This is a genomic window from Pseudomonas sp. AC193 (assembly GCF_979258075.1).
Genome location: NZ_OZ409832.1, coordinates 5,037,255 through 5,060,851, shown reverse-complemented (window position 1 = coordinate 5,060,851; position 23,597 = coordinate 5,037,255). Strand labels below are relative to the sequence as shown.

Annotated in this window: 28 protein-coding genes, 1 tRNA gene and 2 pseudogenes; 23 read left to right on the top strand and 8 right to left on the bottom strand. The window is 55.6% G+C overall.

Going from position 1 to position 23,597, the window contains the following annotated elements; translation table 11 throughout:
• Positions 1-2 precede the first annotated feature (2 nt).
• Positions 3-1,109 carry an agmatine deiminase gene (gene aguA / locus ACZZ0D_RS22785; protein WP_463554347.1) on the top strand — a complete coding sequence of 369 codons (1,107 nt, stop codon included), beginning with the start codon at positions 3-5 and terminating at the stop codon, positions 1,107-1,109.
• Positions 1,110-1,354: 245 nt separating this feature from the next.
• Positions 1,355-1,567 (top strand): hypothetical protein, encoded by a 213-nt coding sequence (locus tag ACZZ0D_RS22780; RefSeq protein WP_053116553.1) that lies wholly within the window; start codon positions 1,355-1,357, stop codon positions 1,565-1,567.
• Positions 1,568-1,755: 188 nt separating this feature from the next.
• Here the strand turns inward: ACZZ0D_RS22780 and ACZZ0D_RS22775 are convergent, their stop codons facing one another.
• Together ACZZ0D_RS22775 and ACZZ0D_RS22770 are read right to left on the bottom strand one after the other, a co-directional pair.
• Positions 1,756-2,097 (bottom strand): hypothetical protein, encoded by a 342-nt coding sequence (locus ACZZ0D_RS22775; protein ID WP_400650008.1) that lies wholly within the window; start codon positions 2,095-2,097, stop codon positions 1,756-1,758.
• Between the two features lie 129 nt (positions 2,098-2,226).
• Positions 2,227-4,323: a TonB-dependent receptor gene (locus tag ACZZ0D_RS22770; RefSeq protein WP_463554346.1), complete on the bottom strand. Its 2,097-nt coding sequence runs from the start codon at positions 4,321-4,323 to the stop codon at positions 2,227-2,229.
• A 508-nt stretch (positions 4,324-4,831) separates the two neighbouring features.
• Between ACZZ0D_RS22770 and ACZZ0D_RS22765 the strand changes: the two genes are divergently transcribed.
• The 5 genes from ACZZ0D_RS22765 to ACZZ0D_RS22745 all read left to right on the top strand — a co-directional run bounded on the left by ACZZ0D_RS22765 (position 4,832) and on the right by ACZZ0D_RS22745 (position 8,563).
• Positions 4,832-6,118, top strand: a complete 1,287-nt coding sequence (locus tag ACZZ0D_RS22765; protein ID WP_053116556.1) for an OprD family porin — start codon at positions 4,832-4,834, stop codon at positions 6,116-6,118.
• Between the two features lie 232 nt (positions 6,119-6,350).
• Positions 6,351-7,097, top strand: a complete 747-nt coding sequence (locus ACZZ0D_RS22760; RefSeq protein ID WP_463554345.1) for a 2OG-Fe dioxygenase family protein — start codon at positions 6,351-6,353, stop codon at positions 7,095-7,097.
• A 79-nt stretch (positions 7,098-7,176) separates the two neighbouring features.
• Entirely contained in the window at positions 7,177-7,554 is a 378-nt protein-coding gene (locus ACZZ0D_RS22755; RefSeq protein WP_053116558.1) for a GNAT family N-acetyltransferase, read from the top strand.
• Entirely contained in the window at positions 7,551-8,267 is a 717-nt protein-coding gene (locus ACZZ0D_RS22750; protein ID WP_053116559.1) for an AzlC family ABC transporter permease, read from the top strand. The genes ACZZ0D_RS22755 and ACZZ0D_RS22750 overlap by 4 nt, the downstream gene beginning before the upstream one ends.
• Positions 8,246-8,563: an AzlD domain-containing protein gene (locus ACZZ0D_RS22745; RefSeq protein ID WP_053116560.1), complete on the top strand. Its 318-nt coding sequence runs from the start codon at positions 8,246-8,248 to the stop codon at positions 8,561-8,563. The genes ACZZ0D_RS22750 and ACZZ0D_RS22745 overlap by 22 nt, the downstream gene beginning before the upstream one ends.
• Here the strand turns inward: ACZZ0D_RS22745 and ACZZ0D_RS22740 are convergent.
• Positions 8,480-9,406: a LysR family transcriptional regulator gene (locus ACZZ0D_RS22740; RefSeq protein ID WP_212549965.1), complete on the bottom strand. Its 927-nt coding sequence runs from the start codon at positions 9,404-9,406 to the stop codon at positions 8,480-8,482. The two genes, ACZZ0D_RS22745 and ACZZ0D_RS22740, sit on opposite strands and share 84 nt — an antisense overlap.
• A 332-nt stretch (positions 9,407-9,738) precedes the next feature.
• On the opposite strand from ACZZ0D_RS22740, the gene ACZZ0D_RS22735 reads away from it, so the two are divergent.
• Positions 9,739-10,146 (top strand): MbcA/ParS/Xre antitoxin family protein, encoded by a 408-nt coding sequence (locus tag ACZZ0D_RS22735; RefSeq protein ID WP_463554344.1) that lies wholly within the window; start codon positions 9,739-9,741, stop codon positions 10,144-10,146.
• An 11-nt stretch (positions 10,147-10,157) separates the two neighbouring features.
• Positions 10,158-10,823 carry an RES family NAD+ phosphorylase gene (locus tag ACZZ0D_RS22730; protein ID WP_463554834.1) on the top strand — a complete coding sequence of 222 codons (666 nt, stop codon included), beginning with the start codon at positions 10,158-10,160 and terminating at the stop codon, positions 10,821-10,823.
• A 44-nt stretch (positions 10,824-10,867) separates the two neighbouring features.
• Here the strand turns inward: ACZZ0D_RS22730 and ACZZ0D_RS22725 are convergent.
• A pseudogene (locus ACZZ0D_RS22725) lies at positions 10,868-11,071 on the bottom strand (DUF3077 domain-containing protein); the annotation flags it as partial.
• A 21-nt stretch (positions 11,072-11,092) separates the two neighbouring features.
• Between ACZZ0D_RS22725 and ACZZ0D_RS22720 the strand changes: the two are divergent.
• The 12 genes and pseudogenes from ACZZ0D_RS22720 to ACZZ0D_RS22665 form a co-directional block, all read left to right on the top strand.
• Positions 11,093-11,233: pseudogene (locus tag ACZZ0D_RS22720) on the top strand (helix-turn-helix domain-containing protein); the annotation flags it as partial.
• A gap of 416 nt (positions 11,234-11,649) precedes the next feature.
• Positions 11,650-13,020: a tyrosine-type recombinase/integrase gene (locus ACZZ0D_RS22715; RefSeq protein ID WP_463554343.1), complete on the top strand. Its 1,371-nt coding sequence runs from the start codon at positions 11,650-11,652 to the stop codon at positions 13,018-13,020.
• Positions 13,021-13,075: 55 nt separating this feature from the next.
• Positions 13,076-13,765 carry a hypothetical protein gene (locus ACZZ0D_RS22710; RefSeq protein ID WP_463554342.1) on the top strand — a complete coding sequence of 230 codons (690 nt, stop codon included), beginning with the start codon at positions 13,076-13,078 and terminating at the stop codon, positions 13,763-13,765.
• A gap of 79 nt (positions 13,766-13,844) precedes the next feature.
• The gene (locus ACZZ0D_RS22705; protein WP_463554341.1) at positions 13,845-14,108 is read left to right on the top strand and encodes a helix-turn-helix domain-containing protein; all 264 of its coding nucleotides are present in this window, start codon (positions 13,845-13,847) and stop codon (positions 14,106-14,108) included.
• A complete protein-coding gene (locus ACZZ0D_RS22700) occupies positions 14,108-14,455 on the top strand; it encodes a hypothetical protein (protein ID WP_463554340.1) in 348 nt (115 codons plus the stop codon). Before ACZZ0D_RS22705 ends, ACZZ0D_RS22700 begins: the two co-directional genes overlap by 1 nt.
• A 3-nt stretch (positions 14,456-14,458) precedes the next feature.
• On the top strand, positions 14,459-14,623 hold the full coding sequence (locus ACZZ0D_RS22695) for a hypothetical protein (protein WP_463554339.1): 165 nt from the start codon (positions 14,459-14,461) through the stop codon (positions 14,621-14,623).
• Positions 14,623-15,447: a hypothetical protein gene (locus tag ACZZ0D_RS22690; RefSeq protein WP_463554338.1), complete on the top strand. Its 825-nt coding sequence runs from the start codon at positions 14,623-14,625 to the stop codon at positions 15,445-15,447. Before ACZZ0D_RS22695 ends, ACZZ0D_RS22690 begins: the two co-directional genes overlap by 1 nt.
• Before the next feature lie 492 nt (positions 15,448-15,939).
• Positions 15,940-16,287, top strand: coding sequence for a metalloregulator ArsR/SmtB family transcription factor (locus ACZZ0D_RS22685; RefSeq protein WP_463554337.1), 348 nt, complete (start codon positions 15,940-15,942; stop codon positions 16,285-16,287).
• A 22-nt stretch (positions 16,288-16,309) separates the two neighbouring features.
• Entirely contained in the window at positions 16,310-17,593 is a 1,284-nt protein-coding gene (locus tag ACZZ0D_RS22680; protein ID WP_463554336.1) for an arsenic transporter, read from the top strand.
• A gap of 28 nt (positions 17,594-17,621) precedes the next feature.
• Positions 17,622-18,092 (top strand): arsenate reductase ArsC, encoded by a 471-nt coding sequence (locus ACZZ0D_RS22675; protein ID WP_463554335.1) that lies wholly within the window; start codon positions 17,622-17,624, stop codon positions 18,090-18,092.
• A 9-nt stretch (positions 18,093-18,101) separates the two neighbouring features.
• Positions 18,102-18,800 (top strand): arsenical resistance protein ArsH, encoded by a 699-nt coding sequence (gene arsH, locus ACZZ0D_RS22670; protein WP_463554334.1) that lies wholly within the window; start codon positions 18,102-18,104, stop codon positions 18,798-18,800.
• Positions 18,801-18,809: 9 nt separating this feature from the next.
• Positions 18,810-19,355: an arsinothricin resistance N-acetyltransferase ArsN1 family B gene (locus ACZZ0D_RS22665; RefSeq protein WP_463554333.1), complete on the top strand. Its 546-nt coding sequence runs from the start codon at positions 18,810-18,812 to the stop codon at positions 19,353-19,355.
• Positions 19,356-19,643: 288 nt separating this feature from the next.
• Here the strand turns inward: ACZZ0D_RS22665 and ACZZ0D_RS22660 are convergent, their stop codons facing one another.
• Both ACZZ0D_RS22660 and ACZZ0D_RS22655 read right to left on the bottom strand, forming a co-directional pair.
• The gene (locus tag ACZZ0D_RS22660) at positions 19,644-20,150 is read right to left on the bottom strand and encodes a hypothetical protein (protein WP_463554332.1); all 507 of its coding nucleotides are present in this window, start codon (positions 20,148-20,150) and stop codon (positions 19,644-19,646) included.
• A gap of 166 nt (positions 20,151-20,316) precedes the next feature.
• Positions 20,317-20,637: a hypothetical protein gene (locus ACZZ0D_RS22655; protein ID WP_463554331.1), complete on the bottom strand. Its 321-nt coding sequence runs from the start codon at positions 20,635-20,637 to the stop codon at positions 20,317-20,319.
• Between the two features lie 232 nt (positions 20,638-20,869).
• Between ACZZ0D_RS22655 and ACZZ0D_RS22650 the strand changes: the two genes are divergently transcribed.
• A complete protein-coding gene (locus tag ACZZ0D_RS22650; RefSeq protein WP_463554330.1) occupies positions 20,870-21,736 on the top strand; it encodes an SDH family Clp fold serine proteinase in 867 nt (288 codons plus the stop codon).
• Positions 21,737-21,758: 22 nt separating this feature from the next.
• On the top strand, positions 21,759-21,953 hold the full coding sequence (locus tag ACZZ0D_RS22645; RefSeq protein WP_171017051.1) for a hypothetical protein: 195 nt from the start codon (positions 21,759-21,761) through the stop codon (positions 21,951-21,953).
• A 501-nt stretch (positions 21,954-22,454) separates the two neighbouring features.
• Here the strand turns inward: ACZZ0D_RS22645 and ACZZ0D_RS22640 are convergent.
• Positions 22,455-22,530: transfer RNA gene (locus ACZZ0D_RS22640), tRNA-Thr, on the bottom strand.
• Between the two features lie 75 nt (positions 22,531-22,605).
• Positions 22,606-23,442, bottom strand: coding sequence for an FkbM family methyltransferase (locus tag ACZZ0D_RS22635; RefSeq protein ID WP_463554329.1), 837 nt, complete (start codon positions 23,440-23,442; stop codon positions 22,606-22,608).
• Between the last annotated feature and the right edge of the window lie 155 nt (positions 23,443-23,597).

Below are 23,597 nucleotides of genomic sequence, written 5' to 3'. Positions count from 1 at the left end.
CGATGACCACATTGAAAAGTACCCCGCGCGCCGACGGCTTTCACATGCCGGCCGAGTGGGCGCCGCAAACGCAGACCTGGATGATCTGGCCCGAGCGCCCGGACAACTGGCGTCTGGGTGGCAAACCGGCGCAAGCCGCGCACGCAGCGGTGGCCAAAGCCATCGCGCGTTTCGAACCGGTGACTGTTGCCGTTTCCGCCGGCCAATACGAAAACGCCCGCGCCCGCCTCGACGTGCCGAATATCCGCGTGGTCGAGATGTCCAGCGATGACGCCTGGGTACGCGACAGCGGCCCGACCTTCGTCATCAATAACAGCGGTGAAGTGCGCGGTGTGAACTGGGACTTCAACGCTTGGGGCGGTTTCGATGGCGGTCTGTATTCGCCGTGGAATCGCGACTCGCAGGTCGGCGGCAAGATTCTCGAGATCGAACGCAGCCCACGCTATCGCACTGAAGGTTTTGTGCTCGAAGGCGGTTCGATTCACGTCGACGGCGAAGGCACGCTGATCACCACCGAAGAATGCCTGCTGAACCGCAATCGCAACCCGCACCTGGGCCGCGAAGAGATCGAAGCAGTGCTCAGCGCCAATCTGGCTGTGGATAAAATCATCTGGCTGCCGGACGGTTTGTTCAACGACGAAACCGACGGCCATGTGGATAACTTCTGCTGCTACGTGCGTCCGGGCGAAGTGCTGCTGGCGTGGACGGATGATCCACAGGATCCGAACTACCCGCGCTGCCAGGCTGCGATGAAAGTCTTGCAAAGCAGCACTGACGCCAAGGGCCGCCCATTCACGGTGCACAAAATGCCGATTCCGGGCCCGCTGTACGCGACCGAAGAAGAGTGCGCCGGTGTCGACCCGGTCGACGGTACGCAGGAGCGTAATCCGTCGGTGCGTCTGGCCGGTTCTTACGTGAACTTCCTGATCGTCAACGGCGGCATCATCGCGCCGAGCTTCGATGACCCGATGGACGCACCCGCCCTGGAAATTCTGCAGAACCTGTTCCCGCAGCACGAAGTGGTCATGGTGCCGGGCCGCGAACTGTTACTGGGCGGCGGCAATATCCACTGCCTTACCCAACAGCAACCCGCGCCGCACAAAGAGTGAGTTGAGTCGTAACAGCTTGAGTTGATTACCAAATCAGCCGGGTAATGATTAGCTCGCTAAGTATGAACAGAGGCCCGCAGCCCGAAAGGACGGCGGGCTTTTTTGTATCCACTTGTCGACAAATGCGAAACATTGGCATAGCTCTTGTATTCGTCTGGGGGCACTAGGGAGGGGGAAGAACTTCAATCGTTCTGTCATAAACCTTGGATAACGTAGCCGCTCACGAACGGGGAGAGAGCGCTGAAATGAACGCCGAAGTGAACGTAATCAGCGAGCGGACTTTGCATCCCATGGCCGTAAACGGCGAATCGCTCCACCGCGTTGCGCACTGGTTGAAATCCAATGGAACGCGTCAGATCAGGGTTCCTGATCCGCGCCGGATGATGATCGAGCGCTACCCCGCTGACCTGTTCAGCGAGGACGAACTGGAAGCGTTGTGGGATGTGCTGGAAGGATAAGAAGAACAACAGGGATGGGTGAAAGCGCTGCCGGGATGGCGGCGCTTTTTTTTATGGCGATACAAGTGAATGTGCTCGTGATGGCGGTCTATCAGGCATCTTACATATGAACTTTCCGAGCGCTACCGCGAGGAAAGTGATCACCATGAATAGGTCACAGTTATCAATACCGTCAGACTCGAATTCTTCTAGCTGACAGGATCCTCTGCCGGGGTGAGAACATAGAACTCTTCGATATTAGGAAGAGAATCACCTATAGCATTAAAGTAGAGATAGGCCGATATGGCTGAGGGGCCAGGTAGCAATTTTGACGTCGAGTGGCTTATTTCCCTGCGCACTTCATCCGCCAATGAGAAAGTCAGTGATATTTCATCATAGGCAAGTCCACGTCGCCAAAATTTAATGATGAGTTTTTCCCAGGGTCTGATATTACAAAACCCCTCTAGCTTCACGGGAAATTTATAAATTCCGTCAGCTTGCGGCGAAGTCCAACCACCATATTCGTTTTCATTTTTCATAGTAACCAGCATGAACGTGCTCCCGATGGTTAACAAAGAGTTGTCTCTTGTATCACCGCAGCAATCTTCGTACACCTGTAAAATGTGACAGTCCGGATGAGCGGTTTATCTGGTTAAGCTCGTATTGCAATATCGATGAAATCAGAACGAATAAGTCCCCGTCATCACAACACTACGCGGCGCCCCCGGCTGAATCTGCGCAGCACTTGTCGCCGACGAGTAATACTCGCGATCGGTAATATTGTTCAGCGCCCCGCGCAAATCCCAATCCTTCATCCGGTAACCCACCAGCGCATCCCAACGCCCATAACCCGGCAGCACGGTCGTATTGAGGTTATCGGCATAGCGCTGGCCAACCAGTGTCAGCCCGGTTTCGCCATACCAGCCCATCTCCGGTTTCCAGGTCAGGAACAAGCTGCCGTTGTGCTTGGCGACGTTGTTGATGCGTTTGCCTTCCAGGCCATTGTTATCCTTCTCGATCGTCGCGTCCTGCACGCCGACGCCTCCGCGCACGTACCAGTTACCGGCAATTTTGCCGGTGCCGGTCAGTTCAATCCCGCGTGAACGTTGAACACCGGTGAGCACGGTCACGGTCGGATCGTTTGGATCTGCGGTGCGGCGGTTGTAGAGCTCAAGGTCGTAGATCGCCAGCGTGGTGCTCAGGCGATCATCGAGCCAGTCGCTCTTCACGCCGATTTCTTTCTGCTTGGTCAGCTCCGGGCTCAGGTCATTGGAGTTGCCCGCTGCACCCGGGGTGATACCGATGAGACCGCCGCCCACTGGCGAGAAAGTTTTAGTCCATGATGCGTAGAACGAGTGATTGTGCAGCGGCGTCCAGACCAGGCCCACGCGCGGGCTGGTGCTGTGGCTGTCGCGGTCTTCGCTGATGTTTTTCAACTGGTTGGTCGACTCGATGTCGAAGGTGTCGTAACGCAAACCGGCGAGCACTTGCCATTGATCGTTCAGGCGCAATTGATCCTGCACGTACAGGGCGCGGCTTTCGACCTCGGTGTGAGTGTCGCTGGATACCCGCATGCGTCCGGTGTGGCGCAAATCGCGATTGGGGTTGTACAGATCCAGCGCTGGCACTGGCGAGCTGCCGGGGCCCGTGGTCGCCGCGTTGTACAGCTTCGGATCGCGGCGCTGGCTGCCGATCTCGATCCCGGTCAGCAGACGATGCTCCAGACCAAAGGTGTCGAAACCGCCTTCCAGCTCAATGTTGTTGTAGATGTTGCGGGTGGTCAGATCCTGCTGCCAGTGCTGACGCGTGACCTTGTTGGTCGCCGGGACATAACCGGTGAGGTAGGTGTTGTCGAAATCACTGTCGAGTTTGAACACGCCGAGGGTCTGGCGCAGTTGCCAGTTTTCGTTGATTTCGTAAGTGAGCTTCGAGCGCAACGACTGGGTTTTGTCGTCGATGAAATCGTGATCGTTGCCATAAGTGGTGTCGCGCCCGACATCGGCCGGACGACCGTTGACCCCTGGAATACCGCGATCCGGCGTGCGGTTGTAGCGGCTGTATTCGTACTGCACCAACCAATTCAGATCCGGGCTCAGTTGCCAGCTCATCGACGGCGCGAACAACTGGCGATTGCCACTGACACCATCACGGAAGCTGTTTTCATCCATGTTGCCCATGTTCAGGCGCAGGCTGATGTTTTCGCTCGGATCGGTGCTGAGGTCGGCGTACAGACTGCGCAAATCTTCGCTGCTGCCTTGGGCTTCAATCGTCGAGCGACGGCCGAATTCCGGCATCTTGCTCACGCGGTTGACGATGCCGCCCTGGCTGCCACGGCCATACAACACAGCGGCCGGGCCTTTGAGCACTTCGACGCGTTCGATGTTATGCATGTCGCGCTTGTACTGGCTGTCGTCGCGGATGCCGTCCAGATAAAAGTCGTTGCTCGCATCGAAACCCCGGATGCGCAGGCTGTCGAAGCGCGTGTCGGCGCCGCTGCTGACGTTGGGAATACCGCTCAACGCATCGCCAATGTCGTTGGTGCCGTAATTCGCCACATTGGCGGTCTTGATTGAATCGATGGCCTGCGGCACGTAGCGCACCGGCGTCGAGGTGCGGGTCGCGGTGTTGCTGACTTTGACGCGCGGATCATCATCCTCGGCTTCGGCAGCGCTGATTGATGTTTCAGGCAAGGTTGTAGGAGCCGCGTAGGAAAAACCGGCAGACAGCAGGGCAGACAGGCCAAAGCTGTAGGACGTCAGGCGAAAAGGGGCAGGCATTGAAGAAAACATCCGTAGGATTTTTAGGCTGTAGCGTGTAGGGCGCAGATGATAATGCTTGCTATTTACGTTCGTTAATTATTCCTGGGAATTTCCGCTGCTGGATTGTTTCGGATTGTGTCTCAGCCCATACAGCCCGCTCGGTCAGCGAAATTGAGTGGCTCGTGAGAGCGATCACGCGCACGATAAATCGCTGAAAAATCTTCCTCTGTGCTGCGTCAAAATCACTGGTTGTTACCGATTCCTTGCAACCGGCCATCAAAAAATTTACGTTTCTTAGACGAATTTCGCCTATTTAAAGACGATTCTTGAAATTGACACATTGTTCCGGGCGCGGCTACGATTCGGCCCAACGCCTGTGGCCAACCGCCATGACTCAAAATAATAAGAAGGCCCGCCACGACTTGGTCGTGGGCGGGTCTTTTTGTTTCGGGATGAAAAAAGAGTGCAAAAGCGCCGTTTCAGCCGTTCGACACAGCGCGTTTCAACCCGTAATAAGGAAAATAAAATGTTGAACAAGCGAATCAGCCTGATCGCTCTGGGGATGTTGAGCGCCACACAGGCCATGGCTAACGACCAGGCCGAGTCCAAGGGTTTTCAAGAAGACAGCAGCCTCAAAGTGCTGCTGCGCAACGCTTACATCAATCGTGACTACAAAGACGGTAACGACGACAAATCCGAGTGGGGCCAAGCGGCCATCGGTACGTTCTCGTCCGGCTTCACCCAAGGCACCATCGGTGTCGGTGTCGACGCTTTCGGTCTGTACGCACTGAATCTGGAACGCAGCGAAGATCGCAGCGGCGCCGGCGGTATCGACTTCTTCAAGAAGGGCGCCAGCGGCGCTCCGGCCGACGACCTGTCCAAGGGCGGCGCAGCGGTCAAATTCCGTCTGTCCAGCACCACCCTGACGTACGGTGACCAGATGCCGGCCCTGCCGGTGCTGAACTACGACAACTCGCGTCTGCTGCCGGAAAGCTACACCGGTACTTTGATCACTTCCAAAGAGATCAAAGGCCTGGAGCTGAACGCCGGTCGTTTCACCGCCGAATCGCGCAAGAGCGCGGAAGGCCGTGACAGCGGTGGTCTGAAGTCGATCAACGTATTGGGCGGTAGCTACCAGTTCACCGAACAGTTCAAAGCGGCGCTGTACGCTTCCGACGTCGAAGACGTGCTGAAGAAGCAATACGTGAACGCCAACTACGTGTTCCCGATCGACAAGGATCAATCGCTGACCCTCGACTTCAACGGCTACCGCACCAAGCTGGACAATTCCTACGTCCGCGAAAGCGGTGCAACCGGCGACGACAACAAGATCTGGAGCCTGGCCGCAACTTTCGTCACCGGCCCGCACTCGTTCACCGTGGCGCACCAGCGTTCCACTGGCGACAGCAACCTGGGTTACGCCTACGGCGGCTATCAGAAAGATCAGGGTCGTGTCGGCGACGGTGGCAACACCATCTACCTGGCCAACTCCTACTGGTCTGACTTCAACGCTGAAGACGAACGCAGCTGGCAGCTGGGCTACGGCCTCGACTTCAGCGCTTTCGGCGTGCCGGGTCTGAGCTACAACGTTGCTTACGTGCGTGGCGACAACATAACCACGTCCACCAGCGAAGGCGGCACCGAGCGCGAGATCTTCAACCAGTTCAAGTACGTCGTGCAAAGTGGCCCGGCCAAAGACCTGAGCGTGAAACTGCGCAGCTCGATCCTGCGCGTGTCGCAGAAGTCCAGCGAGTACAACGTCAGCGGCAACGAGCTGCGTGTGTTCGTGGATTACCCGATCAACATCTTCTGATGATCGATCGAATGTAAGAAACTTGAAAAAAACCCCGATTCGCTCGGGGTTTTTTTTCGACGGTTTTTCGATGAAAACCAGAAAAAAACCATGTTTTTGTCATGTAAAAGTAGTTTTTAAGTCGCTTCAAACTTCGTTTCAAACAGGGCTTTAAATGCCTGAAATTCTTTCTCATGGACGCAAATTCTCCACCTAATAGATTAGGCCGCTCAACGCAGTGGAGAATTGGGTAATGATCGTTTTGAACAGAGAAGTGGGCGAATCGCTACGGCGCGACAAATTTGTCAATGTCCAGGGTGGTGACTTCAATCTCTACGGTCATTTTGCCGACTTCGTCAGACTGACCAAAAGTTGGGAAAACATGGAGCCTGACAGCTACTACGGTCAGGCCGAAGCCGGCATGCGTTACCGTCGTTACAGCGACTTCGAGTACAACCCGAAAACCCGCGAGCTGACGCAACTTGAGCATCGCGCCTACGTGCAGTCGAAAGAGAACAACGCTTACGTCGGCGGCCTGGTACGACACTTCCAGGACTTCTCCGATGAAGTGATTTCGTCGCCAGTGATGCGCAGCCTGATCGACACCGATTTTGAAGTGTACAAAAGCGTGCTGCCGGAAGAGCTGCACGATGAAATCTGGCAGTGCCAGATCCATCAGATCCGTATCGAGATCAAACCCGGCAAACAACTGGAAATTACTCCGGAAGGGATTCACTGCGACGGTTACCCGTTCAGCGGCGTGCACTTCTGGGGCCGCAACAACGTCGAGGGTGCCGAGAGTCGTCTGTACGACATCCACGAGCATCAACTGGCGTCGACCACTTACCAGGAAATTCTCGACACCACTTACTTCCTCGACCGCGACATGCGCCACTACGTGACGCCTGCGCGCAACACGCACACCCATGCCATGGCGTATCGGCAGATTCTGGCGATTTCTTTCTCGCGGCCCGGGACCGCTTTCGACATTGTTCGCTAATCAGATCACCCCAATCGATGGCGTCGAGTGCTCGACGCCTGTGGTGCTGCGACGCGCCACGGCCAAGGATGCGCAGCGCATGGAGCGCTTCTTCCGCCAGTTCGACGAAGTGTCTTTCTGCGAATGGCAGGACGCCAAATGCCTGCGCGGCGTGCTGATTCAGAAAACCACCACGTCGTATCTCGCCTTCGACGTCGCCGGCGAAATCGTCGGCGCGGTGCTTGGCGGCATGCTCGGCAGTCGCGGCACGATCAATCATCTGGCCGTCAGCCCGCGCTATCGCAGCCAGGGCGTCGGTCAGCGTCTGGTTGAAGCGGCGTCGTCCGACATGAAACGTGTCGGCGTGTTACGGATGTTTCTGTTCGTCGACGATGCTAACCTCGCGGGCAAGCGTTTTTGGACTGCCCAAGGTTTTTGCGAGCCCCACGGCGAACGGACATTTGAGAGGGATCTATGAATGAACGGTCCGGCAGTGCGCCGCTGATGGTCACCCATCAGCCATCGCGCACATTTGCCGAAGCCAGCCCGGTCGTCGCCGGCTACTTCACGGTGTCGTTCGTGTTCGGGCTGATGGCCGTCAACGCCGGGTTGCCGATGTGGCTGCCGGTGGCGATGTGCCTGTTCGTCTATGCCGGCGCTTCGCAATTCGCCGCGCTGGCGCTGATCTCCAGCGGCGCGTCGCTGACCACCATTGTGCTGACTACTTTTTTGATCAACGCGCGACACATGTTGATGTCGGTCTATATGGCCAAAGCCCTGCGCGCGCTCGGTTTGAGCCGCATGGAGCGTTGGGCTTACGCCGGTGGCCTGACCGATGAATCCTTCGCTTTTCACAGTGTGAAACTCGGCACCGGCGCGCCGGTCAACGTGCGCTATCTGATCGGCTTCAACCTGTTCTGCCACACCTCGTGGGTGCTCGGCGGATTGCTCGGCGCGGTGTGTGCTCAGTACGCGGCGCACCTGATCAAATATCAGCTCGACTACGCACTGACGGCGATGATGCTCTACGTGCTGGTGTCACTGTGCAACACGCGCAACAAACTGATCGCCGCTGCGGCTGCGGTGATCTGCATGGGCGCCCTGAGCCTGGTCGGCAGCTCGCCGTTTAATGTGTTTATCGCCACGTTTGTGGGCTGCGGAGTGGGTGTATGCCTGACCAAACGTTCCTGATTCTGGTCGTTGTGCTGATGATGGCCGTGACCTTCCTGCCGCGCGCCTTGCCGCTGCAAATCAACACCGAGCACTGGCCGCCGTTTGTCGCGCGGGCGCTGGAATACCTGCCGGTGGCGATCGTCGCTGCGATCAGCCTGACTCCCTTGTTGATCAAGGATCAGCACATACAGCTCGATCGCCCGGAATTCTATGCCGCGATTCCGACGTTGTTATGTGCGTATTTCAGCAAAAACCTCTTTCTCAGTGTGGCGGTTGGGACGGCTGCGTATATTGCGCTCGGCTCGTTCATGTAACGGCAGATCGACAACATCGCTGAGTGCCTGGCGCGACAACTCCGAGTTGTTCACCGCAAGGCGCACTTCGAGGAAGTCCTCGAAACCCGGGAAAATCGTCAGGCCGTTCTTCTGCGCAGCCTCACGCGAGACCATGCCGACCGCGTCCATCTGCGTGATCAACGACAACGTCAGCGTTTCGCTGCACGAATAGACCATGCGCTGACCGTTCTCGTGATTGCCCAGCCCGGCGTCGAGAAAACGCAAAAAGCTGTGGGAATACGGACAATCTTCTGCAGGACGTACCTGAAACTTGTTGCCCAGCAACGTCAGCGGATCGTTCTCCTGCCCGCAATGCGCGCCGACCACCTGCACCTGCACCTCCGGCAAGACAATGCTCGGCAAACCCGGACGCTGCGGGCCGATCAGCACCGCGAGGTCAAAGTCTTCGTTCTTCAACTTGCTGAGATTTTCCATCGACTCGGCGTAGCTGAATTCCATCTGATAATCGGGAAACACCTCAATCAGGCGCCCGATCATTCGCCGATTGAAGTCAGTCGACAACGTGTTGTTCAACGCCACCTTCAACGTTCGCTGGCCCGGCACCTTCAGCGCCTCGACCTTTTCTTCCATCTGTCGCGTGGCAATCAGCACTTTGTCCATATACGGCGTCAGCTCAGTGCCTTGCGGCGTCAGCGTCAGCCCTTTGTTGGAACGACGAAACAAGCGGAAACCGAACTGCTCTTCGACCTTGTTCAACTGCGCGGCCAACGCCTGCACAGTCAGGCACGAATGCTCGGCTGCGGCCGACAAAGAGCCGGTCTGCACGATGCGCATCAGATTGCGTAAGGTTCTGCTATCCATGGGTAATGCCCTCTAAAGTGGGCTGGGTATTGTTGGTTACGAGACTGCCGATCCGGCGGCCATATGCTGGGTATATTCCTGTACCTGAGCATAGTTGTCGCGGGTTTAGTAGCGAATTGATGTCCCCGCCGATGGCTGGAGGCTGACACAGGATCGGGGTTTTTTGGGGGAGGGGGGTGAGGGGGGTCAAAAAATACTGACTTCGGATAACAATTCCTGATGATTTTCGGCATGTGGTTTTCGAAACAATTTGCTTCATATCTGGATTAAAAGATCACAAGTATCCGTATCTGTACTAGGCTGAAAGCGTATCTTTCATAAGGGAGGCGAACATGCCTACCTCATCTCCAGCCCTCACCCCACGAGAACAACTCGACGCCCCCGAGGCCGGTCGCGTTGCGCTGAAGTTCTTTTTCAACCTCATGGGGCGTTGGGGCTGCAGCGCTGAGCAGCAACGCACATTACTCGGCGGCGTTGGTAACACCACGTTCTACAAATACAAACATCTGCCAAATATCCGTCTGCCGAACGACACCCTTGAGCGCATCTCCTACCTGATGGGCATTCACAAGGCGCTGAGCATCATCTTCAGCAATAGCCGTGAGCGCGCGTACACCTGGGTCAGCAGCCCTAACACTGCCGCACCGTTCAATGGCCAAACGGCGCTGGATTACATGCTCGCCGGACGCGTGGTCGATATCGCCGATGTGCGCCGCTACCTCGATGGGGTGCGCGGTTGAAGGCGCCCGATTTGGTTGATGTGCCGTGGCCGCGAGCCTACCGGATCGTCAACAGCAGCTTCCCGCCGATTGCGCTGTTCGAAGACGTGCTCGATCCCGAAGATCTGGAAGTTGCCTACGCAATTGAAGCGCTGACCAATGATCGTCTGATAGAGCAGACCGGGGTTCTCGCCCGAGTGCGCCCCGAAGATCGACTCTCCGGCCCCGGCTCGACTCCGGTGATGGCTGCGTTTACTCATATCGGCAAACGCAGCCGTTTCTGCGACGGCACCTTCGGCGTTTACTACGCCGCAAGCAGTCAGGCGGCTGCCATCGCCGAGACCTGTTATCACCAAGAGCGATTTCTTGCGGCGACGCAAGAAGCGGATCTTGAGTTGACCATGCGCACTTACGTTAATCGGGTGGTTAAACCGCTGCACGATATTCGTCACGATCATCCCGAACTGCACAATCCGGATCCTGAGGCTTATGGGCCGTCTCAGGTTTTCGCCCGGCAACTGCGCGAAACCGAGTCATGGGGACTGCTCTATAACAGCGTTCGATCGCCGGGCCATGAATGCGTCGCCGCGTTTCGGCCGCCAGCGGTATCGATTCCGAAGCAGGGCAAGCATTTGCGCTATGTGTGGAGTGCGAGTCAGCAGAAGATTTCGTTTGTGTTTGAGATCAGCCAGGTCTGAAACGCAAAAAGCCCTCGCATCAGCGAGGGCTTCACGTGGCTGATTTACATCAACGGCTTGTCCGGCGGCGCATCCATTACTTTCACAACATCATCGATCAGCGCCTTGCTCAATTCCTGCAAATATTGCGAGGCACAGGCGTGAAGATCAGGATCGCGCCCGACTGAGGAGTCCGCAGTGAGCAGTCGTGAAATGTGAAGCAAGTGTGAGGCGTGGGAAAGGGCGGCGATCACCGGCACACCGCGATTGGCAAAACGAGGAGATCAGCGATGGTCGATGAACTGGAGCAATTCCAGCAGGACTTACTGGAGTCTGTACGTCAGATGAAGGCCGGTGAGGCCGCGCGCGTTACGCTGATGCCGATCTCTGCGGCGGAGAAACAAAGTGTCGAGGCATCAAGCGATATTGGATCGGAAAGCCTGATTTCCATTGAACCCGCCAGTTCAGGGCAAAGAGAAATGCTGCTCATCCGATTACATCTTTTTATGGGTACGCCATAATTATTGCCAGTTCATAATTTGGCATAAAGACGGAAATTTGAGCTGAAGCAGAAACGCTGCCAAAAATATAAACACCCCAGAAACAACAAAGCCCCTGCATTTCTGCAGGGGCTTCGTTTTGTATGGTGCCGGCACCAGGAGTCGAACCCGGGACCTACTGATTACAAGTCAGAGGGTTCAAGGATACCCTCTGATTTACGAATCTATACAAGCCTATACAGAGTGGGGCTTTCGGCCTATTCTTGCCTTTACGGGGTTACACGAAAACTCACCATTTTCGACCTGTTACGTAACCCCAGCGTAACCCCGTAACTGGCGAGGAAGACATGAGCAGCGAAGGTCATATCTCATTCAGCAAGGAACGACTGACCGCATTGCCGCCACCCGAGGCCGGCAAGCGCGCCACCTATCACGACACCAAGATTCAGGGGCTACAGCTTCGAGTCTCGTTCACCGGCGTCAAAACCTTTTCCGTCTATCGCCGCATGAAAGGCGGGCAGCCCGAGCGCGTCACGCTTGGCCGCTTCCCCACTATGACCGTCGAGCAAGCGCGCAAGCAGGCCGCTGCCATCAATGCCGAGATTGAGGCAGGGGCTAATCCGGCTGCTGTTCGCCGGGCCATCCGCGAAGAGCCGGTCTTTGCCGAGATGTTGGCCGAGATGCTGGAGAAGAAAAAAAAGCGTGACGGCTCTCCAATCACCGAGCGGACGAAAAAGGACTACCTCGACACCGCGCGTCTACACATGGCGGCCATCGCCAATCGCAAGCTGTCGCATATCAACCGATCCGAGGTGAAGGCGATTCACACCAAGGCGAGCAAGAAAAGCGCACGCCAAGCTGATAAAGCTGTCGCCATCATTTCGTCGGTCTTCAACTACGCAGCCGACCATGAACATTTCAGCGGCACGAACCCGGCCATCCGTATTCAGAAAAACATGGTGGTGTCGCGTGACCGCTTCGCGCAGGCCACCGAGCTCCCCTATTTGTTCGCCGCCATCGGCGAGTCGAGTTTGAGCGACTTCTTTCTGCTGGCGATGCTCACTGGTGCGCGCCGCTCGAACGTACAAGCAATGGCCTGGCGCGACCTCGACTTGGATGCTCGTGTCTGGCGCATCGAGATGACCAAGAATGGCACTCCGCAGAATGTCACTTTATCGCCTGAGGTGGTGACCGCACTCAAGGCTCGCAAGCGCACGAAAGGCACATCTCCTTTTGTGTTTCCCGGCGAGGGAAAGACGGGCCATCTGGTCGAGCCGAAAAAGGCATGGGCCGCCGTACTGCTGAGGGCCAGTCTGCGTCGCCTTCTCGATCATCTGGGCGAGCTCGGCAAGCTATCTGTCGAGGAGCGCCAACAAGCTGACCAGCAGATCACAACCGCGCCAGCCGCTGCGGAGAGGCGTTATCGATCCATTGCCGCCGCACTAAAAATCGATCCGGCGCTTTACGACATGACTGACCTGCGCATCCATGATCTGCGGCGCACACTCGGAAGCTGGCAAGCCAAGACAGGCGCATCGTTGGCAATCATCGGCAAATCGCTCAACCACAAGACCCATCAAGCCACGGCGATCTATGCCCGTCTCGATCTCGACCCGGTGCGCCAGTCTGTCGAGACGGCGACGAATGCCATATTGGAAGCTGCTGGAGTTAAGCAGACCGCTTCGGTGGTTTTGATTTCGAACCACAGTAGAAAGTAATCGAGCCGACACCCGCTCGAGGGGACACCTTGTCAACTTGTTACCTGAGGATTTTATGAGTCTGTACGAGCTGGAAGGCGCTGAGCTTGAAGTGGATTTAGAAAGCTCTGAATTTGAGGGCGTTTGGATCGACTATGGCAACTTCATCAGGATTGTGGAGCCAGACCAATATGGCGGACTCCCTCTGGATGACTTCGGAGGGTGGTTCGAGATCAGAGTAGAAGGTGTCTTTCTGAAATTGCCGGACAAAAGAGTATTGGCTTGCCTGACAACACCGGAGCGGAATGACATTCTTCGGCATCCCACCGGAAGGCCTTACGAGCCGGTACTCGCTTTCCCGGTTACATTAAGGGGGGTAAAGGTTTTCCTTGATTGGGCAACGGGTGTTGGCTATGACGTGCCCATCAATGAAGATGCGTTGCTTGAAGTGATTGAATTGCAGAAAACCCGGCTGACGCAGGATATCTCCGGCTCTTCCACGGTTACGAATCTGTCGGACGCATCACTGGCTGAGTATTACCGCCAGCAGCAACGAGGCTTTGCCACGAATAATCAGGAATACAATGGGGCGAGGGCATCTGAGCACCAACGATGGTGCGATGCTGCCGAGGACATCCGGAGAGAGCGGCAAAGGGCGGTCAGTGGGCGAGACCTTGCGAGGTTGGTGAAAGAGCGCCTCAACCTTCCGGACGCAGTAAGTACAATTCGTGCTCGTATATCAAAATCAAAATTGGTTCGAAAATAATGGATTGGCTACTTCGGTCTTAGCCAAAAAAGCCAGAAAAAATCAGCTCCGATCTATAAACCGATACGGAGCTTTCCCAATGCCCCCCAATACTGACGCCATCAAAGCCGAAATTCTTGCAGCACTTGGCTGTAACCAGCTCAACCCGCCCGTTCAAGTAGACGACAAGCAAGCGGCCGACGCTCTTGGCGTTAAACGGAACACTCTCGCAGTGTGGCGTTCGACCGGTCGCTACAACCTGCCTTTCCTCAAGGTAGGTCGCTTGGTGAAGTACCGCGTCAGCGACCTGGCAGAGTTCATGGCTAGTCGCACCTCCAGCCATACCGGCGAGGAGCGCGCGTAATGAAAAAGAGCCGCCCCCTTTCCCAGCAGAGCAGCCCATCCCAAGGCCAGTCTAACACCGCCCCTCTGAGCAAGATCGCCCGCATTCTGGCTCACCTGTTGACTGGTGCCAGTCTTAACCGTTTCGAGGCTGAAGGCTTGGGTGACCACTGCTTGAATACCACTATCTCCACGCTGGGCAAAACCCGTCACGGGCTGATCATTGATCGTCAGTACGAGCGCGTCCCAAATGGCTATGGCGATCCTTGCCTCGTGAAGCGCTACAGCTTGCCGTTCAGCGAACGCGAAAACGCCTACAAGGTTCTGGCTTACCTGAAACGCATCGCCCGCTTCAGCACGGAGGGCTAACCAATGCCGAACATTCGCACCCGCCTGGACGGGCTGGCCCCGGCTTGCCTGATGAAAGTGGCCGTCTGGATTCATCGCCATCCGCAGGTCATTGAGTTGCTGATGCTGGCCACTGTTATTGGCCTGATCGCGTTGGAGGACAACCTGAACAAAGCATTGGCGCTCTAATGACCGTCACCGTCGAAAAACTGCTCGCCCGAGGAGATGAAGTTTGTATCCAGGGTGGCCGGCTCGTCATTTGCCCGTCCAGTGGTAAGTCTGTACCACGGGACTGGCAGGACGAGAATTCTCCAGCTCTTCTGCGCGAAATCCTGCTTACTTTGAGGATGGATGCTTACGAGTATGACGGCTATTCGACTGGGCTCTATGGGCCTCACAGGGCCGGCGGCGTGACGGTACAGTTCCCGTCGTTTGTTGATGGCATGAGTACTCACGCCATCTTCAACGCGGACTTGAATCGCGAACGTACCACCAAGGCAGGGGCGAAAGGTTCGCCTCTGCCAAAAGGGCACTTTCGCATTAGCCCACGCAGCCATCTCTTTCAGCTCTGGCAATCAACCGGGCTTCCCACGCCCAAGAGTCTTTCTTCGCTTCATGATTATCTGGGCAACCTGCGGGGCATCCTGTTTGCAGCAGATCTTGTAGCCGGTCGCAAAAACCGATTGGACACTGGGACTTTCCGTCCCCTTTCCGTCACTACTACTGAGGTGCGCAAAGCTTTTCAGCCGGACAACGGACGGATAGCTACCGGACAAGTGACGGATAACTACCGGATAAGGATGCCGGATAAGGATTCGGCTCCAGCCCAGAAAAATCAAGCCTTTCAGCCGGAACCAAGTACGTGTAAAGAAAGCCACGTAAAAACGTTAATCAGTACAAACGTGTACACGGTAACCACTGAACCTGTCCATCCACGCAAACCACCAGAAGAACAAACAGATGAAGAATGGTTGGCTGATTACTTTTCAGAGACGGTAGAAAACACGTACTGATACGTAGCCACCGAAACCCCCATCACCATGCGAGCCGTTGCGGTCAGACCTTTCGGGTTGAGCCGCAGCCTCGCATTTCTTTTATGCGCGTAACTCGTTTCTATGGCTAGTCAGAAAAGTGCTCGGGGCGCAGCCATCCGCTTACGAGATTGCCCTCGCGCGCGTACTGCTCCGAAAAGTCTTAATCGTTATCGTTGATCACTTGAAAAAACGGAGCGAACGACTCCCAAAATACGCCCCCTTTAGCCTCTGCTGGATGATAGATACAGAGCTCTGTAGATGAGGCTGAGGTGCCCAGCGCTAATGGCTTTCGGTAACTCTTAAGCTCCGAGCGTTGTCGGTGAGGTAGTGCCGAAAGTGGTTTGATTTCGTTACCAACGCTGCTGGTGGTAGCAATCAAATACGGCCAAAAGGCGACTGTTTTGGAAACTTACTCTTGTGCATAACATATGGAAAACCGTATATTCGGTTATCCATATGTTAGGAGCGCCCATGATCACACCTACTGAAGTCTTCAAGAGCCTGGCCGACGAAACCCGAGTTCGCGCCACCCTGCTGATTGCTGATCAAGGTGAGCTCTGCGTCTGCGAGCTGATGTGTGCGCTTGATGATAGCCAGCCAAAAATCAGTCGCCACCTTGCACAGCTGCGCACCAATGGCCTGCTGCTCGATCGCCGTCAAGGCCAGTGGGTTTATTACCGCCTCAATCCAGATCTGCCCGATTGGGTTCATGAAATCCTGCAAGTCACGTCTAGGGCTAACTCCGGTTGGCTTCAGGACAACGCCGCTCGCCTGAAAAATATGGATGGCCGCCCTGTGCGCGAAGCCACCTGCTGCTGAACCCTGAACGAGTGAGTTTTTAATGTTTGTCGCTGTTTCTGTATTCGCCCTGACCCTCGTTCTTGTCATCTGGCAACCCAAAGGCCTCGGCGTAGGTTGGAGTGCCACGCTCGGCGCAGTGATCGCGTTGGCTGTCGGCGCTGTATCGCTGCAAGATATCCCCACGGTCTGGGCCATAGTCTGGAACGCAACAGCTACGTTCATTGCGGTGATCATCATCAGCCTGCTGCTGGATGAAGCTGGCTTTTTCGAATGGGCTGCTCTGCATGTGGCGCGTTGGGCGAAGGGTAGTGGTTACCGGTTGTTCGCGTTTTGCGTATTGCTCGGAGCTATGGTGTCTGCGGTGTTTGCCAATGATGGAGCTGCGCTGATTCTCACGCCCATCGTCATGTCTATGCTGCTGGCGCTGCGCTTTTCACCAGGTGCGACATTAGCCTTCGTGATGGCTGCGGGGTTCATTGCTGACACTGCGAGCTTGCCGTTAGTGGTGTCCAATTTGGTCAACATTGTGTCGGCCGACTTCTTCCAGTTGGGCTTTGCTGAATACGCTTCGGTCATGGTGCCAGTGAGTGTTGTCAGTGTGGCCGCGACGTTGCTAGTGCTGTTTGCCTACTTCCGAAAAGACTTGCCGCAAAGTTACGCGCTGGATGCGCTGAAGGAGCCCAAAACGGCGATCCGCGACCGGGCGACGTTCATCGTCGGCGGTTGGACGTTGCTGATATTGCTGGTTGGCCTTTTCGCACTCGAGCCACTGGGCATTCCAGTAAGCGCAGTGGCAGCAGTTTGTGCGGCGATTCTTTTTGCCGTTGCTGCCAAGGGGCACAAAATCTCTACTCGTCGCGTGCTGCGAGAAGCTCCGTGGCAGATCGTGGTGTTCTCCCTCGGCATGTACTTAGTGGTGTATGGCCTAAAGAACGCCGGGTTGACGGATCTAGTCGCCGGACTGCTTAACCGCCTCGCCGAACAGGGGCTGTGGAGCGCCACCCTCGGCACGGGATTGCTGTCCGCGCTGTTGTCGTCGGTGATGAACAACATGCCAAGTGTGTTGATCGGTGCGCTATCGATTCAGGCCAGTGACGCGCATGGCCTGGTTCGCGAAGCGATGATCTATGCAAACGTCATCGGCTGCGACCTCGGCCCGAAAATCACCCCGATCGGCAGCCTCGCCACGCTGCTCTGGCTACATGTGCTGGAGCGCAAAGGCATGCGTATCACCTGGGGTTACTACTTCAAGGTCGGTGTCTTGCTGACCCTGCCTGTTCTGCTAATTACCCTCTCGGCGCTGGCCTTGCGCCTCAGCCTTTAAAATCCGCCCGATGCGGAAGGAGCAATTCATGCGAATCCTATTCATGTGTACGGCCAACAGCTGTCGCAGCATCCTTTCAGAAGCAATGTTTAATCACTTGGCTCCTCAGGGTTTCAAGGCAGTAAGCTCCGGCAGTTTCCCCAAAGGCCAAGTACTCCCGCGCAGCTTGTCCACCTTGCAACAGGCCGGTATCTCTATTGACGGTTTGCGCAGCAAAGGCAATGACGCCTTCGAAGGCAACCCTCCGGATATTGTCATCACCGTCTGCGACAAGGCCGCCGGGGAAAGCTGTCCGGTGTATTTCGGCCCTGCGCTGAAGTCGCACTGGGGGTTAGAAGATCCGTCTGACGTGTCGGGTAACGAAGCTGCGATTGACGCTGCTTTTCGTGCCACGCTGGCGCTCATCGAGCAACGCTGTCGCGCCTTCCTCGAACTGCCCCTAAACACTCTCAGTCGCGATGAGCTCAAAACCGAGCTGGATCGAATCGGCGAGCTCTAAGGAGGATGTATGTCAGAGCTACTACCTAACCTCGACCTAACCTTGTTCGATAGTGTGCCAGCGTTGACGCAGGATCATCACAGACCACGAATTTTGCTTCTCTATGGATCGACTCGTGAGCGCTCTTTCAGTCGTTTGCTGGTAGAAGAGGCCGCACGCTTACTGGAACACTTCGGTGCTGAAACACGCATCTTCAACCCGTCCGGTTTGCCCCTGCCTGACGATGCGCCGGTCGATCATCCAAAAGTGAAAGAACTGCGCGATCTGATGCTTTGGTCGGAAGGCCAGGTCTGGTGCTCGCCGGAACGCCACGGTGCGATGTCGGCGGTGTTCAAAGCGCAAATCGACTGGGTTCCTTTAGAACTCGGCGCTGTTCGCCCGACCCAAGGCAAAACATTGGCGGTCATGCAGGTTTGTGGTGGTTCGCAGTCGTTCAATGTGGTCAATCAACTTCGTGTGCTGGGGCGATGGATGCGCATGTTCACTATCCCTAACCAATCTTCTGTACCGAAGGCCTACATGGAATTCGATGATTCCGGGCGGATGAAGCCTTCGCCGTTCTATGACCGTGTGGTCGATGTGATGGAAGAGTTGGTGAAGTTCACTGTTTTGCTGCGCGATCGGCAGGAGTTTCTAGTGGATCGTTATTCCGAGCGCAAGGAGAGCGCCGAGCAACTGATGGCTCGTGTAAACCAGCGTTCAATCTGAGGGGGTGCCATGTCTATTGAGCTGAGAGTGGCGCGTCCTGAGGACGCCGCAGATGTCCTGGCGATTTATGGCCCGATCGTCAGTAGTACCGCTATTTCATTCGAGGAGGTGGTGCCTACTGTCGAGGAGATGGGGCAGCGCATATTGGCGACGCTGCAAAACTATCCCTATCTGGTGGCTACTCGCGATAGTCGAGTTATTGGCTATGCGTACGCGAGCCAGCACCGGGCTCGCGCTGCGTATCGCTGGGCCGTTGATGTCACGGTGTACATCGCTAGCAGCGAACGTCGTGTGGGTGTCGGTCGGAGGCTTTACGAAGCGCTGTTGCCCATCTTGGCCAAGCAAGGCTTTCGCTCAATCTATGCAGGAATCTCACTGCCGAATGCCGGGAGCGTGGGACTGCATGAAAGTCTAGGATTCAATCACATCGGTACTTTCCCGGAGGTTGGCTACAAGCTCGGCAAATGGCATGACGTTGGCTATTGGCGCTTCGAGCTGTCAGGGGACTCAAATCCTCCAAGCGAAATACGCCGATTTTCAGAGCTCGCCGAATAATTCTCGCGGCGGCCCGGGGCGTTGCAATGGGCAGTTGCTGAAGGTGGTCAATCGAGGACTGTCTGCTTCTCGCCATAATTCGCTGTTCACGAACATGGAAACTCGCCCAATCGAAAGCTAGCGACTGAGCAAATCAACTCCTTCGATGCTACCGGTTCAGCTGATTACTTGTCTTTTTTCGGAGGCTGTACCTTCGGCATAGGAAGAGTGTTTTGAACGGGCGGCAGTCCCCGGTCATTGGTATGTGCTGGTCTCGATGGGGTCTGGCGAGGTGGCTGCGATTTGTTGTCACTCATTAGTTAACTCCGGGTAGTGGCTTTGGAAATATCGCCTCATCTGCGACTCGGCTTTGGTCATGAGACCTCCATTTTCAGGGACGACCATTCCAGAAAAGGCAGATTTCATTACCGCTGCTTTCTTTTTTCGTATCGCGAAACGTTTTTCGTTGATCTCTCGCTCAGTTAGCTCCCCTTGCGCTACATCGAACCAGCCTTTTTCTGCATCGTCGGCGAGCACAGATAGCTCTAGCCCTGCAACGCTGAGAGGCTTGATACGGGCCTTGAATGGAAGGAACTTGTACACGACCGATACGACCTGGCTGAGCATGATTAGAAGGCCCCAGACAAAGGCGTATTCTTTCCAAATAGCCCAGCCACCAATACTGCCGGCGGACGCTACGGCCAATACGATGCTGATTCCCCGCTCGATATTTTCAGATCTAATCTGATAGAGCTCGAGATAGTAGACATGTGCTTTAAGATTTTGCAGCTCCACCCAATATTGCGCTTGGTACATTCCTTGATTCCGTTTCCAATTGAAAAACTCGGTGCGGCTTCTCTGGGATCATACAGTCGCTTTGAGTGCTGGGAACACGAGCCCTAGGTCTTTTATTGGAAATTGATGCCTAATGGCGATCAGTGGTGTAGCGGCCACGATCGACGACAGCCGCCACGTTCTACCTTCAGCTTTTTAGCCCGCTCATCAGTTTTGCCGCGCTCCAGGCTGCGAGAGCTTTCTCCTGCATATCCCGCCAATTATCGAAGTCCGAATTTGCCGCTATGTACTCATCCCAAGGCTCATCTGGGATTGCCTGAAGGTCTTCGGATGTCTCTATCTTGTAGCCAGCGGATTCGCAAAACGAAAGAAAGTCTGGGCTTCCGGTATGTTTGGAAATGAACGCAGGATTAAGTAGATCCAACAGCAATACCTGCTTTGTCTCTCCGAGCTTTCGCGCGTTATCGGCCAGAGTCTTCAGTCCGCTCATATCACTTTTTATTGGCATCATCTTCATCCTTGTGTAACGGCTATGTTGTCAGAACGCTGAGCATAGCCACTTGCCTGCCAGATAGTTTCCACGAGACGTCATATCTCGAAGGTTAAAAGCTGAAGTGGCAGTTTGCGGGCGTCTGTCAGTCTATGAAGTCTCACCTTCGGTGGCGAATTGACATTAACGAAAATCTAGCCTAAACAAACCATGTACGTGAATGCGCTTATACAGAACCAAGGAGAGGATAGTGCCAAGTCTCGATAATCATGTATTCGCCGCGCTCACTCATTATCGGACGTTGATCTCTGGGCATTTTAATTGCCCTGTCCTTGCTTACTCGGGGCCAATTCACCCGGCGGTGCTTAATGCGTATGTGGCCGCAGTCGAGGAGGTAGTGAGGCAGGTACAGCCGAGCCATGCCGAAGGGAGGATCTGCATAATCCTTTCAACGCCTGGCGGAGTTGTAGAGGCGGTCGAAAAAATGGTCGAGGTCACTCGGCATCATTTTGCAGAGGTTTTTTTCGTAGTCCCCACTGCTGCCATGTCCGCGGGCACTATTTTTTGCATGTCGGGGGACAAGATCTTTATGGATTACGCATCATCTCTTGGGCCGATTGATCCGCAGGTTCCCCTATCCGACGGACAGCTTGTGCCCGCTTTGGGCTATATCGACAAGGTTAACGAGTTGATCGATAAGTCTGCGCAAGGGAGGATGACAGACGCCGAATTTATGATGCTTCAGCGCCTGGATTTAGCGACGCTTCGCAGATACGAGCAGGCACGGGATCTTTCGGTCAGCCTGCTGAAGCAGTGGCTGGTGAAGTATAAATTCAAGGATTGGACACATCATTTGACCACTACAGCTGGTCAGCCGGTCACCGCTGAAGAGAAGGAGGCCCGCGCAGAGCAGATAGCCAAGGATCTAAGCGACAATAATCGCTGGCATTCACATGGGCGGATGATCGGAATCAACACCCTTACCAGCGGTCTGAAGTTGAGAATCGAAGACTATACGCAAGATGTTGAGCTCAGGCAGAATCTCCGCGTTTATTCGGAGCTACTCACGGAGCACGCTGAAAGACAGCAGTCCGCTTTCATGCTTCACTACACATGACCAACCTGCGAGGGAAACGATGATGACGCTCGACAAAAGAACTGCAGAGACGCTTGCGAAGGAAGCGGCTAGTCGCGCAGGTGAGCGGGCGCAACGTCTAGACCAGATTAACGATCGTTTTGATCGTCTAGTCAAAACGGGAGCCGTTCAGCCCGAAAAATATAACATTGCGCCAATCAATCCCTCATCGATGGCCAATTTTTTCGTGATCAGCTGACCATTCCCCCTAAGCCCGGCACAGCTCCGGGCTTATTGCCTGTCTCCCTCTTGCTCATTTTTGTATCCGAACCGACCTTTCGCTTGACGATTGCCGATAACTCCACGAGGGATCGGCAGCTGTGGTGGACAGCTATCGTCTGAACAATCATGAGTTGAGCAATTCGCTCACAGCAGATTGCCCATGAGCGCCAATCGTACGGAAACCCCGGCACTCGGACTTTCTTAACCAATACGAGCGTGGAAGAAATAGCAGAAGCGATTTGCGCATCCTGGGAATCTCCGTACCAGCGCATCCTCTCAACCAAACACAGCGGCGAATTATTCAGTGGGCTTGAATCGCGGCTTCTCGTCCAGTGAGCGGGGCATGGCTCAATCTGGGCGACTTCGGCAGGGAAAAATGGCGAATCGAAATAGCTGGCGATTTATCTGAAACGTAACCCCGGCGTAACCCCGGATCAGAAACGAAAAAGGCCCGCATCGCTGCGAGCCTTGTTCTATATGGTGCCGGCACCAGGAGTCGAACCCGGGACCTACTGATTACAAGTCAGTTGCTCTACCAACTGAGCTATACCGGCGTGTGGGCGACGATTATAGCGACTGGATAATTTCTGTAAACCCCTGAATTCAGACTATTTTTGCATCGCTGCAAATCAGGCCCTGCGCAGTACATTTCGCAGCGTTTGCACTGCCTTCACAGTGCGGCTGTTTTGCAGGGCCAACAACTGCGCTTCGGCCTGCTCGGCGCGGTGCAGGGCGTCGACGAGTTGTTGGGCGGTGTCGAGTTCGCCGGGGCTCAGTGGGTGGGCGAGGGCGTGGCCTTGGCAGAGCTGGAAGTTGTCGAGGTTGCACGGTGGGATGTCGAAGGCGGGTTTGAGGCTCAGGTGTTCATCGGCGAGGAACCAGGTGTTGAGGCCGTCGAACAGGATCGACTGGTAGCCGGCGTCGGTGACCAGGTGTTCCCACGTGTGGTCGCGTTGCCATGGGGTTTCGATGACGATGATCCATGGGCGGAAGCGGCTGAAGTCCATGCCGCGCAGGACGGTTTCTTCGTGGCCTTCAACGTCGATTTTGAGGAAATGGATCGGTCGGTCGGCGGCGTATTGTTCGCAGATCGAGGTCAGTGTGCGCGCTTTGACGGTAAGGCTGCGCACGTCCATGCCGAGGTCTTTGCGTTGCTGGGCGACGGCGGGGTCGGCGGTGGAGAGGCCGGTGCCGGGAATGCCGTAGAAGGTCATTTCGCCGGGCTGGTCGCTGGCGACGCATTGCACCGTCGCGTCGCGTGGTCGCGCTTGGCACAGCGCGTCGTAATAATTTTGCATCGGTTCGACGTTAACGCCGCGCCAGCCGTGATCGTAGAAGGCTTTGGTGACGGAGTCGTGGCTCGGGTCGTTGGCGCCGACATCGATGTAGAAGCCGTGCTCGAACTGTTTGAGTGCGCGCCACAGGCGGACGTCTTCAAAATTCTGTGCGTAAGAAATGAACGTCACGGTCGCTTCCTGTCGGTCAGATTTTTCTTGTTTGAATGTGCGCTGCCGGCGCGCTGTGACCCTGTATAGCAAGGGTGGCAAGCCGCTGCAATTATTCGCCGGCCGCTGCTGATTTTCGGCGGTTATGTCGTTTTGATTGGCGGCTTATGCACAAC

Coding starts and splice junctions, on each gene's coding strand:
- ACZZ0D_RS22710 (WP_463554342.1), top strand. CDS start 13,076: ATGAGTCTGTACGAGCTGGAAGGCGCTGAGCTTGAAGTGGATTTAGAA.
- ACZZ0D_RS22715 (WP_463554343.1), top strand. CDS start 11,650: ATGAGCAGCGAAGGTCATATCTCATTCAGCAAGGAACGACTGACCGCA.
- ACZZ0D_RS22735 (WP_463554344.1), top strand. CDS start 9,739: ATGCCTACCTCATCTCCAGCCCTCACCCCACGAGAACAACTCGACGCC.
- ACZZ0D_RS22655 (WP_463554331.1), bottom strand. CDS start 20,637: ATGCCAATAAAAAGTGATATGAGCGGACTGAAGACTCTGGCCGATAAC.
- ACZZ0D_RS22700 (WP_463554340.1), top strand. CDS start 14,108: ATGAAAAAGAGCCGCCCCCTTTCCCAGCAGAGCAGCCCATCCCAAGGC.
- ACZZ0D_RS22645 (WP_171017051.1), top strand. CDS start 21,759: ATGACGCTCGACAAAAGAACTGCAGAGACGCTTGCGAAGGAAGCGGCT.
- ACZZ0D_RS22780 (WP_053116553.1), top strand. CDS start 1,355: ATGAACGCCGAAGTGAACGTAATCAGCGAGCGGACTTTGCATCCCATG.
- ACZZ0D_RS22690 (WP_463554338.1), top strand. CDS start 14,623: ATGACCGTCACCGTCGAAAAACTGCTCGCCCGAGGAGATGAAGTTTGT.
- ACZZ0D_RS22755 (WP_053116558.1), top strand. CDS start 7,177: ATGGAGCGCTTCTTCCGCCAGTTCGACGAAGTGTCTTTCTGCGAATGG.
- ACZZ0D_RS22760 (WP_463554345.1), top strand. CDS start 6,351: ATGATCGTTTTGAACAGAGAAGTGGGCGAATCGCTACGGCGCGACAAA.
- ACZZ0D_RS22705 (WP_463554341.1), top strand. CDS start 13,845: ATGCCCCCCAATACTGACGCCATCAAAGCCGAAATTCTTGCAGCACTT.
- ACZZ0D_RS22765 (WP_053116556.1), top strand. CDS start 4,832: ATGTTGAACAAGCGAATCAGCCTGATCGCTCTGGGGATGTTGAGCGCC.
- ACZZ0D_RS22675 (WP_463554335.1), top strand. CDS start 17,622: ATGCGAATCCTATTCATGTGTACGGCCAACAGCTGTCGCAGCATCCTT.
- ACZZ0D_RS22775 (WP_400650008.1), bottom strand. CDS start 2,097: ATGCTGGTTACTATGAAAAATGAAAACGAATATGGTGGTTGGACTTCG.
- ACZZ0D_RS22665 (WP_463554333.1), top strand. CDS start 18,810: ATGTCTATTGAGCTGAGAGTGGCGCGTCCTGAGGACGCCGCAGATGTC.
- ACZZ0D_RS22695 (WP_463554339.1), top strand. CDS start 14,459: ATGCCGAACATTCGCACCCGCCTGGACGGGCTGGCCCCGGCTTGCCTG.
- ACZZ0D_RS22660 (WP_463554332.1), bottom strand. CDS start 20,150: ATGTACCAAGCGCAATATTGGGTGGAGCTGCAAAATCTTAAAGCACAT.
- ACZZ0D_RS22685 (WP_463554337.1), top strand. CDS start 15,940: ATGATCACACCTACTGAAGTCTTCAAGAGCCTGGCCGACGAAACCCGA.
- ACZZ0D_RS22680 (WP_463554336.1), top strand. CDS start 16,310: ATGTTTGTCGCTGTTTCTGTATTCGCCCTGACCCTCGTTCTTGTCATC.
- arsH (WP_463554334.1), top strand. CDS start 18,102: ATGTCAGAGCTACTACCTAACCTCGACCTAACCTTGTTCGATAGTGTG.
- ACZZ0D_RS22745 (WP_053116560.1), top strand. CDS start 8,246: ATGCCTGACCAAACGTTCCTGATTCTGGTCGTTGTGCTGATGATGGCC.
- ACZZ0D_RS22750 (WP_053116559.1), top strand. CDS start 7,551: ATGAATGAACGGTCCGGCAGTGCGCCGCTGATGGTCACCCATCAGCCA.
- aguA (WP_463554347.1), top strand. CDS start 3: ATGACCACATTGAAAAGTACCCCGCGCGCCGACGGCTTTCACATGCCG.
- ACZZ0D_RS22770 (WP_463554346.1), bottom strand. CDS start 4,323: ATGCCTGCCCCTTTTCGCCTGACGTCCTACAGCTTTGGCCTGTCTGCC.
- ACZZ0D_RS22740 (WP_212549965.1), bottom strand. CDS start 9,406: ATGGATAGCAGAACCTTACGCAATCTGATGCGCATCGTGCAGACCGGC.